The following is a 12,898-nucleotide window of genomic DNA, read 5'->3' on the forward strand; positions in this document are numbered from 1 at the left end:
GTCTGTTTAAATCATAGATAAATTAGAGGATTAATACTACAAAATTGTTTTTTTTAACTCTTAGGAATTTTATCACTAACAATCACTATGCTATATTCAGGTAACTTTCAACTTTTTAGAATTTTGCTATAGTTTTTAGGGGGAACATTATTTTGAATGAGGATTTTAAGCTGGTTGAAGAAAAAGTACATACTGCATTAAACCTTCTTTTCTCGAGAGACATTTATCTTCTAATGAAGAACTCGAACGAAAGATCCATTTCACATAGGTTAGCCGTCTATTTAGAACAACAATTTAAAGAATGGTGTGTTGATTGTGAGTATAATAGGAATTTGGGAGATAAAAAAATATTAGAGGATCTCAAATCTCAATCCGGCAATGAAAATAGACTTGTAAATCCCGATATAATAGTGCATCAAAGGGGCACAAAAAATAATCTATTAGTTATTGAAATGAAAAAGAATTTACACGCTGATGAATTTGACATGAAGAAACTACAATATTACAAATCACAACAAAACTTAAATTATAAGTACGCATTATTTTTAGGACTTGGTACTGGTGAAAAATCCGGGCAATTTTATAAGCAATGGATCTACTAAATATAAAAAAAAATATTAAATGTAACAAAGCTTTCCTTTTTTAGATTTTGAAACTGTTACGAACATAACAATCTACTTTGGGACAATATACGGGGTGTTTTGGTGGAACAATTTATGTCATTAATTATTTTTTCCTTACCTGGATTAATTACTTACTTTTGGCTTCAAATGTTCGGGATCAATCCAGTAGTAAAACACACAACTACCGAAATGGTCGGATTAACAGCACTATTATGGGCTCCTACCACTCTTTTTACAGTTCTTGTTTATGATGGTTTGTTTTTACTTCTCAACCTTATTTTTAGAGCGTTAAAAGTGAATCTATCTTTTTTAAATCTAGATCTTATCCTAAGTCTAAAAGACTTAACCTATTTATCTAATAACCTCTTATTTCTTTTTTATTATCTAATCCTTAGCTTGATATTTAGCTTTACTGTTGCATATATCTGGTCTAAGTATTTATATATTAGAGTTCTAGAAATCATAAATAAAGTACGAATTCAAAGAAAAATTATTAAACTTTCTGAAGATCCGACTGTTTGGGAAAGTTTCTTCTATAGGTTAGAGGAACAAAAAGAGGCTCAACTTATTGTAGAGATTTATAAGATAGATAATCCTGTAGAGAAGATCTGTGGTCCTGTTATTAGAATGTCCCGCCCTTTTGAAACAGAGAAGTCACTAATAATCGATACTTCAAAAGGGTGGGATATAGCACACGCTTTTTACAACTATGAAATCACAAGATCATATGTAGACACAAAATCTGGCCTAATAATTAATGAATTAAATCCCAAAAAAACTTCATTAAAAATAATTACTTAGTTTTAGGTGGCACAGGAGCTTGAAATGATGGTCTTTCTCCAGCTCTTGTTTCCCTTCTAGGAGTTACTCCAATTGGTTTAGGTGTTGATTGAGTATTAACATTATTACTATTAGCATTATTGCTGCTCATTCTTTTTCTCCTTTTTTATATAATATTTAAATTATTATACCAAATTATCCTATTGGGATAGATTTTTCTAGACTCGTATTTTTTACTTCGTAGGGACTTTTTTATAATTCCCTAGTTTCAATCACACCAAAACTTGATGTATCTATGGATTTTATTCTTTCTGCTATTCTTCCTCTTTCTTTCCCCTACACTCATACTTCCCCATCTCTTCCACAATGGTCCAGCGTTCCGTTGGGACATCCGAATACTTCAACTCCCCCTTCGTGTTTCGTAAAATTATATCCCTCAAATCCTCAGCACTTCCACGTTTGTTGCGGAAGGAAGTCTCTCGCATTTCAATATTAATCTCATGTCCGTAATCTAAAAACACCTTTGTGTCTTTAATACCTAATAGTTTCGTATTTTCCACATGATTCAACGCAAACCAAACACAATTCTCTTTTTTATATGACTTTGAAGGAAATATCCAAATGTCCAGGGAGGCATCAATTTTGAGAGGGTACATTTTTCTATTTTCACCTAATAGCTTCCGCGAACTTTCCAGTGCTCCTTTAAAGCTTGATCCATAACTAATCAGCGTCTTATCAATAAGTTTAAGCGGTGCCATTGCGACAAGAAATTTATCATTACCTTCAATTACAAGTGTGAATAGTGCTCCATTTTCATAATAGATTCCGTAAAATAGAACTGTCTTTGCATTAATTAAATAGTTCTTCCGAATAATCATTTCATATCCCTCTTTCATTTCGTTGATTTTTCTTCACATCTTAGATCTGTGATTTTTTTACGAAAAAGGGTATACTAACTTAAGGTTGGTATACCCAACTTACGAATCCCATAGGTACTGTCTGCCAGGACTGTGCTACCTATGGGGTTTTTATTTTATTGCTCACATTCCACTCACCTCCCTTGCCCTTCTAGCCAACGCACAAGTTTTACTAGACTTGCTTTGTCATTGGCCAAATAATAGTAACCTGCTCTATTCGTTCCCTTAAACTCTTTCCAAACCGGGTTCTCTCTATTAAAATTGACATCTTTCAATCTACGCATTCGCTTGACCATTTCTTTTTTTCGCACTTCAAACGGAAACTTTTCCAAGCCTTTATTCGCAAAAAAAGCAACACTGATCAGCAAAGGATGATTCGCCAACATCGATCCCTGAAAATCTCCAATTCGTTCAGGTGGATACAGTCGAAATAATTCATCAAACCAAGCATTAATTAATTGAACATAGTCCTCAGCCTCTAAGAACGTTTCAAAATTTTCATTCTCGATCGTACTATTCGTCATATTTCCAGTTATAAAAGTCGCCACAATTTGGCGCAGATGTGACAAAGAAAGGAGCTTTTTGTTCTTTGGCCGTACGACTGAAACTTTTTCAATTTCAACCCCTGCTAATTTTAATTGTGTATTAGCTTTCAAAACGGAGTTTGTGATAATATTCAATGGGCTTCTCGAATCAAAGGAAATCCGTTTGGACAGCGCCACCTTTTTACCCTTTGTATTCAAATCAATATATAATTGATCCGTTTCTTCTTCTGATAGTCCTTCAAAAATTTGAATGGCCACTTCCGTATGTTGGATAAAATGAAGCAACTTGTAACCTTTTTTCATTTCCTCAGGATCGTCACTTTTCGCTGCCCTATAACCTAATTCTTCAATTTGACAAAGAGCTGCTAGTCTTTGATTTCCATCAACTATCGTGAGTTCCAATGGTTTCTCTGTCCCAATTCCAGCCACATTCGCGACCATAGGCGGAAAATAAATTTGCTCAGTTACTACATTTTCCAATATATATTTCTTTATAGCTCTTACATGCAGTTTGTTTAGATGGCGTAATTTCACTTGCCCATCATGAACTAAGCCTGATAGCTCAGTTATCGAATACGTTGCAATCAATTGTCTTTTTGTAAAAACATCGTTGAGGATCACATTCATCCAATCCTTTCTTTAGTTATATTGGCTAAAAATCTCACAACTGTTCTTTGGATTGAAGTCGACGATGAGTGATGTGTGATTCTTCTTTTTGCTGGATCGTAAATATGGGAAAAGAGTGGATCATCATGTTGCCACTTGCAGTACGGCTTAAGAAACTGAAGCTGCTGAATGGCTTCTAGGTGAGGTATTCCATGTTTCTTGTTGAGTTCATGGACTGTAAGGGCCAATGCAACCTGAATTCCGGTCAAGCCCGTTACATATTTTTTGCGGTTGGCCATTTGTTTTGGGAATAACTTCACCCACGATTCAAAGAATGCCAGAGATATGTCCATGACTTCATCCTGTTTATAGTTACCAAAATTCGGTTCGCCCTTTTTGACACTTATATATCCTTCAAACAATGCGAGCAAGCATCTTTTCATAATTGTAAGTGAAGTGACTGCGGAGTTCTGATGCGTTAGTCTAGATAATTCTTGTTCAATTTCAAAATGTTCTTCCAATTGATTGGCTACTTTTCTCGTCAATTCCGTATAGCTATCGCGATGATCGTATTTCATAATGAGTCCACTATGCGCTTCTTTTCGCTCAGTATTAATGTCCGTAAACATCTGCTTCTCATTTTGCGTAGTGAGGTCCAAATACACCTGCATCGCTACAGGATAGTCCTTTAGTTTTTCTATGTACTCTTGAATAGTCTGGGCTTCTATTACGTCCCCAACTTCTTCTGCTGCTTCCTTTTGTGATTGCAAATGGCTTAATGCAGACGTTAGGGCAGCCGCACGATGCTGGCCATCGAGGATGTACAGCTTACTTCCCGGTTCCAGCTCCCAGCCATGTTCAGTTTGTTTAATCGCTCCTCTAGCTGAAAAGATAAAAGGTGAAAAATAAAACTCCATAGATTTCAGTGAATCTAGTATAAATTGTCTTATTTCCCCCCTTCGTATCGGGTCCAAGTTTCGTTGTACTTCAGGATCTACCTCAAACAGGGCCTCAAGTGTAGAGAAACGGAGTTGGGTCGCCAAAACGCTTTTTCCAAATTGATTGTATCCGACGCCGTCAATAATTGTTTTAAAGTCAAGATTCGACACGATTTTCACCTCAAGAACATTATAATTTTTTCCAAATATGAATGTAAATGCTATTCTTTTGTGTTGCGTACACGCAACACTAATCACTGACTTGTTTTTTCATCCTGTTTCTGCAGAACATTGACATATCCAAATTGCAAGGGTTATAGTATATAATTTCTCTTCAGAAAAACTCTCATTTAATTTGATTTCCCTTTAAAGTTCAATAAAAAATAGCCATTTCTCCCTATCAACGCAGGGATAAATGGCTATTTTCGAATATTTCGTGAACTAAGTTCTTTATCGATCACAAAACTTTCATAATAATGTTCAGTTGAATTTTTCTGGTACCGTTATTAACAAGTTTTGACGGAGAAGTCCTGCATTTCTTACTAGAAAAAAAGTAACTCTCCAATTAGGAGACCCTCTCTATACAGGAAAATGTAATGGTTCCTTGTTTATGATGGCGGCTTGTATCTTTCTTTTAAGGTACTCATTTAAATCTCCCTCTTGATCGAGGACCTTGTATATTTCCTCCAAATTTACTAGAACAATCAATGCCTTTGAAAGTGATTCCTTACATACTGTAACAGCAGGCTGTGTAAATGGTGACGTTGAAATAAAAATTCCACAGGCATGACCCCTATTAAAAATACGGACTAAATGATGAGATACTTCACCCACTCCTACCGGTTTATCCCACCATTTCATCTCCACTAGAAATATTCTGTTATCTAACTCTATTACTCCATCAATTTGTTCAATGATACCTTCTCCATCTGTTCCATTCAAAGCGAATGATTCCCTTATGAGGACTCCATAATTTTTAAACAGATTATTTAGAACATTCTCTAACGCCTTACCCCTTTTGTGGGGATTTGTCATTGAAAATAGATGATTAAAATCTTCTTTAATTTTACTTCTTTCTAATCGACGATTTTGAGCCTCTTCAACCCTCAAATGATACTCTTTTCAGTTCTTCTCAACTTCTTTTTCACGAGCAATTTTCATCCTTGTAAAAGCATCTTTGGTATTAATAACTTTTTGAATTTCAGCTACCAGCCCTCTGGCCTTTAACTGATCATCCGGCCAGCAGGTCGAAAAACTCTCAAATTCTACTATCCTCTTTAAAATTTCACGGCGCTCCCGTAATGCCTTTTCACCAGCTTCATTAAGCCTACTGAGTACAACTCTAACAATTTCATACTTTGTTACACTTTGACGATCCACTCTTACTCTGTTTTCTATATCCAATGTGTACTGCTTCGATACCCCAGAGCCTTTAAAAAAGACCAGAACATCTTTTTTAGATCTAAAAAGTAATGGAATCGTATCTACTAACAAGTTAGACAATTCAGGAGGATAATGATAAATTTCATCCATATTCAGCCCTCCTTAACTTTACTGAGGTTTAACGATAATTAATTCATTAGGGTTTATTTCATCTTTTACGTACAATTGTGGAGTATCTTCTTCTGGAATTCCCTCAAGCATTAGTGCTGCTTTACCTTGTTCAAATGCTTTTTTTACAGATAATCCAAAACCTATAGCAGAATAAAACTGTGCAGCAAATACCCTTGCTGCATCATCACCAATTGTTGTTGTCATCCCGATGGCAGCATCTACATGTTGTACCACCGCCTCTGCTTGTCCGTAGGAAAAACAGGTATTAAAAAATACCAATTTAATGTCAGCTGATGCACTCATCATTGTTTGAACTATTGCCTCCTTAGAGACAAATTTTGCATTTCCCTGATTGTCTTGGAAGACTATTTCATCTGTATCAGAGCCGTGACCACTAAAATGAATGATTGTAGGTTCTTCTTCATTAATTGCTTGTATTACATCAAGTGCTCTAGTCGCCCATCGAGTTTCAAAGGATACAGAATCTCTATGTTCTGATTTTCTGATCATTTCTTGTATTGCTCTCGCTTCTTCATCTAATCTTAGAGGTTGAGCATCTAATGGATTAGAAGCCATGAATAAGACTTTAATCTTTTCTGGGAGGTTTTTCAATTCTTCCAACGTCTTATTGGTCTCTTGGTGCATTTTACCGTGTTTATCCAACATCCCACTTACCTCCTTCATACGTTTCTCGTTAGCAGCTATTCTCTTCTTTTCAGCAGTATCTCTTTTTTTTTGCTCTCGTTCTACTTCACGACCTAGCTTTTTTTCTTCAGAGATTATGTCTCCTTCAATTTTTGCTATCTTCTTGTCAATTTCAGCAACCTTTTTATCAATATCAGCTAGTTTCTTTTCTTCCCTTTCAATTTCTCTAGATTTAGAACCCATTGTGGTAGCAGATTTTGTTCTACCGATAGTTGCTTGTGCTGAGAGAATTTTCTTCTTATGGGATGGTACTTTTCCTACCACTATAGCTTTTGAAGTCCTCAGTTTACTTAACTCTTCTTTTTTTCTCTTAATGGTCCTTCTATAAGTTTCAATGAGCGACAAATTATCCGACCTCCAATAATTCGACTTTTTTATTTTAATTATACAGAATATTCCTCATATAACAACATTTTATCTCCGAACATAAGTTCTTTTTCTTTCAATAAGAAAAACTCCTCTCACATACGGGAACTTAAGTATTGTCTTCTTAATGTATTCACTTCTACACAACAACAATTTCTGGAAACCACCACAAAAAACGAAACTTCACCCATTAATTTGCAGTATAATAAGGGAAGATGAAACTGGTATCAAGGGGGGCTACAACATGGCATACCAGCCTGAGGCAGAGCTTGAGAGAAAATTACATAAACAGCTTGTTGATCTAGGCTACAAGGCAGTGAAGATTGCTGACTATAACGCATTATTAGCGAATTTGAAGCAGCAACTCAATGCATTTAATGAACACAAACTAAATGGACAACCATTAACAGATATAGAATTCAATCGGATTCTTACACTCATAGAGGGCAAAAGTATTTACGATTCCGCGAAAATCTTGCGTGACAAATTATTAATAGAACGCGAAGACGGTTCACAGTTATACGTAGAACTCATGAATACGAAAGACTGGTGCAAAAACCTATTCCAGGTAACGACGCAAACTACTGTTAAAGGAACATATATAAACCGTTACGATGTAACGATCCTAATTAACGGTTTGCCACTCGTCCAAATTGAACTGAAACGACGTGGATTAGATTTTAAAGAAGCATTCAATCAGATTCAGCGTTACCGTCGTCATACCTTCCATGGTCTGTATCGATTCCTGCAAATCTTTGTAGTGAGTAATGGTGTCGATACAAAGTATTTTTCTAACTCTGACTATGACATTCAGTTTGGCTTTACGTTCTTCTGGACAGATGAAGCCAATGAACTGATTACGAACTTACAGGACTTTTCAAGTGCATTCCTTAAGCCATGCCATTTAGCAAAGATGATAAGTCGTTATATGGTCATTAATGATACAGACAAAGCATTAATGGTTATGCGGCCCTATCAGGTGTACGCTGTTGAAGCGTTGGTACAACGAGCAACAGAAACCAATAATAATGGCTTTATTTGGCATACAACGGGTTCTGGTAAAACCTTAACCTCTTTTAAAGCTGGTCAAATCTTAGCAGATGAAGAAAGCATTAAGAAGGTATTCTTTCTTGTTGACCGCCAAGACCTAGACACTCAAACAATTTCGGAATTCAACAAGTTCCAAAAAGGAGCGGTTGATCGTACGGATAAAACCGAAATACTTATCGAGCAAATCCAAAATCCAATGAAACGATTTATTGTGACAACCATCCAGAAAATGAACAATGCTGTGAAAAATCAACGATATGCTCAGATCATGGAACCGTACAAACAAGAGCACGTCGTCTTTATCGTTGACGAATGCCATCGCAGCCAATTTGGGGACATGCGAAAAGAGATTGATCACCATTTCAAAAATGCTCAATACTTCGGCTTTACGGGAACACCACGTTTTGTCGAAAATAAGAGCCAAGACGGTCGTACTACTGCTGACCTATTTGAGAAGTGTCTACATCATTACCTCATCAAAGATGCCATTCGCGATGGAAATGTACTCGGATTCTCTGTGGAATATATTCGTACATTCAACGCTAGGATTAATGAAGATGATAAAACAAAAGTACAGGCCATTGATACAGATGAAGTATGGCATGATGAGAGACGTCTTAACCTAGTGGCAGACCATATTTTAAATAACCATGTTCGTCGTTCAAATAGTAAAGGCTATTGTGCTATGTTTGCGGTTGATTCCATTCCGACACTAATTAAGTACTACGATATTCTAAAATCGAAAAATCACAATTTAAAAATTGCTGGAATCTACTCATACGGACAAAATGAGGAAAGTGTTGGTACTGTTGAGCATTCTCGTGAAGCTCTAGACCGGATGATTACAGACTATAACAAAATGTACGACACAGACTATTCGACAGAGACCTGGGAACGTTACTTCTCCGATGTTTCTAAGAAAGTAAAGAATGCGCAAATTGATATTTTATTGGTTGTAAAAATGTTCTTAACCGGGTTTGATAGTAAGCCACTGAATACGTTATATGTTGATAAAAACATGGTTTATCATGACCTTCTACAAGCGTATAGTCGTACAAATCGTGTAGAGAAACCTACAAAGCCATATGGAAATATCGTCTGCTATCGCAATTTAAAATCCAATACAGATGAAGCGATAAAGCTATTCTCTAGAACAGATAATGTTGATACGGTATTAATGGGTAGCTATGAGGAATACCTAAAAGCTTTTCGAGAAGCAGTGAAAAAATTAAGGGAAATTGCTGTCATTCCAGAAGAAGTAGATGCACTGGAAAGAGAAGAAGAAAAACGACAGTTTATTATCGCCTTCAAAAATGTCACGAAATTGCTTCAACGGTTACAGTCCTTTTCTGATTTTAAGTTTGATGAAAAAGAGCTAACCATTTCACAGCAATCATATGAAGATTATAAGAGCAAATATTTTAAGCTATATGAAGACTTCAAGCGTAGCGAAGTACCAAGAGAATCGATTTTGCATGATATTGACTTCGAATTAGAGCTAATGCATACAGATCGAATTAATGTAAGCTACATTTTGAGTCTGATTGCTAACTTGAACACGAAAGACGAAAAAGAACGTGAGAAAGAAATTCGTTTTATCAAACAGGAACTAGATCATGCATCTGATCCAAAGCTTCGTCTAAAAATTGAACTGATTAAAGGCTTCTTAGATAAAGTTGCACCAACTTTATCACCTAATGAATCAGTCATGGATGCATACAATCGTTATGAAGAAGAAATGAGTGAAAAAGAATTAACAGAATTTGCTCAACAAGTTGAAATAGAAGATACTATACTACGTGAACAAGTCACAACCTATGAATACTCGAACCTAATAGAAAAAGGTACAATAATGGACTCTTTATCTGGTACTTTCTTGAAGAAGAATAAGGCAATAAAGGCTATTACGACTTTTATTCGTGAATTCACTGAAAAATATAGTGCTTAGTATTTACTACTAGTGCAAACTGAGCTTTTTTAAATACACAGCAATAGGAGAATTACACATGACAACAAGTGAAAAACAACGTCAGCAACAAGCTGAGTTACACAAAAAATTATGGGCAATGGCAAATGACTTACGTGGTCAAATGGATGCTAGCGAATTTAAAGATTATATTTTAGGGTTAATCTTCTACCGCTACCTTTCGGAAAAAGTAGAAACCCGCGCAAACATATTATTGAAAGAGGATAACATCTCGTACGCAGATGCTTGGAAAAATGAAGAGTATCGTGAAGAATTAGCAGATTACTTGATTAGTGAATTAGGCTATGTTGTAGAGCCACAGTTCCTATTTTCACATTTCCTTGATGAAATTGAAAAAGGAGCAAATGGAAACTTTGATGTGGAAATGCTTCAAAATGGTGTCAAAGCAATTGAGACATCCACATTAGGTACAGAGAGTCAAGATGACTTCCAAAACTTATTTGATGACATGGACCTGGCTTCATCTCGTCTAGGACGTACAGTAAAAGACCGTTCAACTCTTATTAGCAAAGTAATCGTGAATATTGCAGATATACCATTTGAACAAAACAATGCAGAAATAGATGTTCTAGGTGATGCTTATGAGTATATGATTTCTCAATTCGCGGCTAACGCTGGGAAAAAAGCTGGAGAATTCTATACACCACAACAAGTATCAAAAATTTTAGCGAAAATCGTAACAGCTGGAAAAACCGAAATTCGTGATGTTTATGACGGTGCTTGTGGCTCAGGATCTTTATTATTACGTGTTGGTAAAGAAGCACGAGTACACAAATACTACGGTCAAGAAAAAGTATCTACGACATACAACTTGGCTCGAATGAACATGTTACTACATGATGTTCCATACCAACGCTTTGATATTCGTAATGCGGATACACTAGAAGAGCCTCAACATTTAGGAAAACGCTTTGAAGCAATCGTAGCGAATCCTCCATATAGTGCAAAATGGAGTGCTGATGATGACAAGTTTAAAGATGATGAACGTTTTAGTGCCTATGCAAAGCTTGCACCTAAATCAAAAGCGGACTTTGCCTTTATTCAACATTTAATACATCAGTTAGACGATAACGGTACAATGGCAGTCGTATTACCACATGGCGTTCTTTTCCGTGGTGCTGCAGAGGAAGTTATTCGAAAGTATTTGATTGAAGAAAAAAATTACTTGGATGCGGTTATTGGATTACCCGCGAACATATTCTACGGCACGAGCATTCCTACTTGTATTTTGGTATTCAAAAAATGCAGGAAAAATGGTGAGAATATATTATTTATTGATGCATCGAATGAATTTGAAAAAAGAAAAAATCAAAATCTTTTATCAGATAAGCACGTTGAGAAGATAATTGATACATTCTTAAGACGTGAAACTATCGATAAGTATTCATATGCAGCTACTTTAGAGGAAATCAAAAAAAATGAATATAACTTAAACATCCCTCGCTATGTCGACACATTTGAATTGGAAGAACCCATTGATTTACAATCCGTAGCTCAACGACTAAAAGAAATTGAGAAAGAAATTACAGAAGTGGATTGTGAGTTAGAGAAGTACTTTAAAGAATTGGGGCTGTAAGATATGAATGCGCCTAAATTGAGATTTAGAGGTTTTAATGACGAGTGGAAAAAGACTCTTCTTAGCAATTTAATGTCATTTAACAATGGTATCAACGCTGATAAAGACAGTTATGGTTATGGTCGCAAATTTATTAATGTATTAGACATCCTAAATAATAATTCAATAAAATATGATGATATTATTGGTTCTGTATCTGTTTCCCAAAAGGTCGAGGATTCTAATAAAGTTGAATATGGAGATCTATTATTTTTACGTAGCTCAGAAACTAGAGAAGATGTAGGTAAAAGTTCTGTTTACTTAGATAAAATTAAGTTTGCTTTATTCGGTGGATTTGTAATTCGTGGTAAAAAGCAAGGAGAATACCATCCATACTTTTTAAAACTCAATCTTGAATCACCAAGAATACGTCATGAAATTGGCTCTAAAGCAGGAGGAAGTACACGGTTTAATGTGAGTCAGTCTATTTTAGGCTCAATTGAAGTTGCTATGCCTTCTCAAAATGAACAATTTAAAATAGCAGAGTTCATGAATTATTTCGATCGAAAAATCAAACTTCAACAAGAAAAGCTCGAGTTGCTGAAAGAACAAAAAAAAGGATTTATGCAGAAAATTTTCAGCCAGGAATTACGGTTTAAGGATAGAAATGGACAAGTATTTTCTAATTGGGAATTAAAACCTTTAGGAGAAATCATTAAAGTCCATTCTGGTAGAGATTATAAACATTTAGATATAGGCAGTATACCGGTTTATGGAACGGGAGGCTATATGCTAAGTGTTAATAAAGCACTGTCTGATAAAGACGCGATCGGTATTGGAAGAAAAGGGAGTATCAATCAACCTCAAAAATTAAAAGCACCCTTTTGGACTGTAGATACACTTTTTTATTGTATACCTAGGGAATCTTACGACCTCAATTTTATTTATCTTATGTTTCAGTATATAAACTGGAACAAATATGATGAGTCTACTGGTGTTCCTAGTTTATCAAAAAAAACAATTGCAGCTATTTTTTGTAACATTCCCTGTTATGAAGAACAAAAGATGCTGGGATCCTTTTTTAATAAAATTGATGAAAGAATTATATTAGAGTCGAATAAATTGACAGAATTGCAAAACCAAAAACAAGCTTTCGCCAAACAAATGTTCATCTAAAGAAGACAAGCACCATTCCACTTATTCTAGAATGGTGCTTTAACTATTAAAAAAGCCATTTATTTATGATACTGTTCATCGTGAAATTCTTTCTAA

12 protein-coding genes are annotated in these 12,898 nt (G+C 35.5%); 5 read left to right on the plus strand and 7 right to left on the minus strand.

Going from position 1 to position 12,898, the window contains the following annotated elements; all coding sequences use genetic code 11:
* Positions 1-152: 152 nt before the first annotated feature.
* A complete protein-coding gene (locus tag FA727_RS21130) occupies positions 153-602 on the plus strand; it encodes a hypothetical protein (protein WP_136833472.1) in 450 nt (149 codons plus the stop codon).
* Between the two features lie 114 nt (positions 603-716).
* On the plus strand, positions 717-1,424 hold the full coding sequence (locus FA727_RS21135; RefSeq protein ID WP_246041997.1) for a hypothetical protein: 708 nt from the start codon (positions 717-719) through the stop codon (positions 1,422-1,424).
* On the opposite strand, the gene FA727_RS24200 is transcribed toward FA727_RS21135, so the two are convergent.
* From FA727_RS24200 to FA727_RS24855, 7 genes are all read right to left on the minus strand, one after another.
* The gene (locus FA727_RS24200; protein WP_158318942.1) at positions 1,417-1,554 is read right to left on the minus strand and encodes a hypothetical protein; all 138 of its coding nucleotides are present in this window, start codon (positions 1,552-1,554) and stop codon (positions 1,417-1,419) included. The two genes, FA727_RS21135 and FA727_RS24200, sit on opposite strands and share 8 nt — an antisense overlap.
* A gap of 163 nt (positions 1,555-1,717) precedes the next feature.
* Positions 1,718-2,281, minus strand: a complete 564-nt coding sequence (locus tag FA727_RS21140; RefSeq protein ID WP_158318943.1) for a competence protein ComK — start codon at positions 2,279-2,281, stop codon at positions 1,718-1,720.
* A 173-nt stretch (positions 2,282-2,454) separates the two neighbouring features.
* Complete coding sequence (locus tag FA727_RS21145) at positions 2,455-3,492, minus strand: DNA sulfur modification protein DndB (RefSeq protein ID WP_136833475.1); 1,038 nt, start codon at positions 3,490-3,492, stop codon at positions 2,455-2,457.
* Entirely contained in the window at positions 3,489-4,580 is a 1,092-nt protein-coding gene (locus tag FA727_RS21150) for a DNA sulfur modification protein DndB (protein WP_136833476.1), read from the minus strand. Before FA727_RS21150 ends, FA727_RS21145 begins: the two co-directional genes overlap by 4 nt.
* A gap of 408 nt (positions 4,581-4,988) precedes the next feature.
* Complete coding sequence (locus FA727_RS24580; RefSeq protein WP_206663852.1) at positions 4,989-5,519, minus strand: restriction endonuclease; 531 nt, start codon at positions 5,517-5,519, stop codon at positions 4,989-4,991.
* 12 nt (positions 5,520-5,531) lie between these two features.
* A complete protein-coding gene (locus FA727_RS24585; RefSeq protein WP_206663853.1) occupies positions 5,532-5,942 on the minus strand; it encodes a hypothetical protein in 411 nt (136 codons plus the stop codon).
* An 18-nt stretch (positions 5,943-5,960) separates the two neighbouring features.
* A complete protein-coding gene (locus FA727_RS24855; protein ID WP_136833477.1) occupies positions 5,961-7,013 on the minus strand; it encodes a CHAT domain-containing protein in 1,053 nt (350 codons plus the stop codon).
* A gap of 265 nt (positions 7,014-7,278) precedes the next feature.
* Here FA727_RS24855 and FA727_RS21165 point away from each other — a divergent pair, with 265 nt between their 5' ends.
* Genes FA727_RS21165 through FA727_RS21175 form a run of 3 tightly spaced genes read left to right on the plus strand, consistent with a single transcriptional unit; the run spans position 7,279 to position 12,802 of the window.
* Positions 7,279-10,032, plus strand: a complete 2,754-nt coding sequence (locus FA727_RS21165) for a type I restriction endonuclease subunit R (protein WP_136833478.1) — start codon at positions 7,279-7,281, stop codon at positions 10,030-10,032.
* 58 nt (positions 10,033-10,090) lie between these two features.
* A complete protein-coding gene (locus FA727_RS21170; protein WP_136833479.1) occupies positions 10,091-11,647 on the plus strand; it encodes a type I restriction-modification system subunit M in 1,557 nt (518 codons plus the stop codon).
* A 3-nt stretch (positions 11,648-11,650) separates the two neighbouring features.
* Entirely contained in the window at positions 11,651-12,802 is a 1,152-nt protein-coding gene (locus tag FA727_RS21175) for a restriction endonuclease subunit S (RefSeq protein WP_136833480.1), read from the plus strand.
* Positions 12,803-12,898 lie beyond the last annotated feature (96 nt).

It is taken from the genome of Robertmurraya kyonggiensis, assembly GCF_005116465.1.
GTDB lineage: Bacteria > Bacillota > Bacilli > Bacillales > Cytobacillaceae > Robertmurraya > Robertmurraya kyonggiensis.

Excerpts from the sequence above, each read along its gene's own strand:
- FA727_RS21145 (WP_136833475.1), bottom strand. The coding sequence starts at position 3,492 with ATGAATGTGATCCTCAACGATGTTTTTACAAAAAGACAATTGATTGCA.
- FA727_RS24585 (WP_206663853.1), bottom strand. The coding sequence starts at position 5,942 with ATGGATGAAATTTATCATTATCCTCCTGAATTGTCTAACTTGTTAGTA.
- FA727_RS21140 (WP_158318943.1), bottom strand. The coding sequence starts at position 2,281 with ATGATTATTCGGAAGAACTATTTAATTAATGCAAAGACAGTTCTATTT.
- FA727_RS21165 (WP_136833478.1), top strand. The coding sequence starts at position 7,279 with ATGGCATACCAGCCTGAGGCAGAGCTTGAGAGAAAATTACATAAACAG.
- FA727_RS21175 (WP_136833480.1), top strand. The coding sequence starts at position 11,651 with ATGAATGCGCCTAAATTGAGATTTAGAGGTTTTAATGACGAGTGGAAA.
- FA727_RS21135 (WP_246041997.1), top strand. The coding sequence starts at position 717 with ATGTCATTAATTATTTTTTCCTTACCTGGATTAATTACTTACTTTTGG.
- FA727_RS21170 (WP_136833479.1), top strand. The coding sequence starts at position 10,091 with ATGACAACAAGTGAAAAACAACGTCAGCAACAAGCTGAGTTACACAAA.
- FA727_RS24200 (WP_158318942.1), bottom strand. The coding sequence starts at position 1,554 with ATGAGCAGCAATAATGCTAATAGTAATAATGTTAATACTCAATCAACA.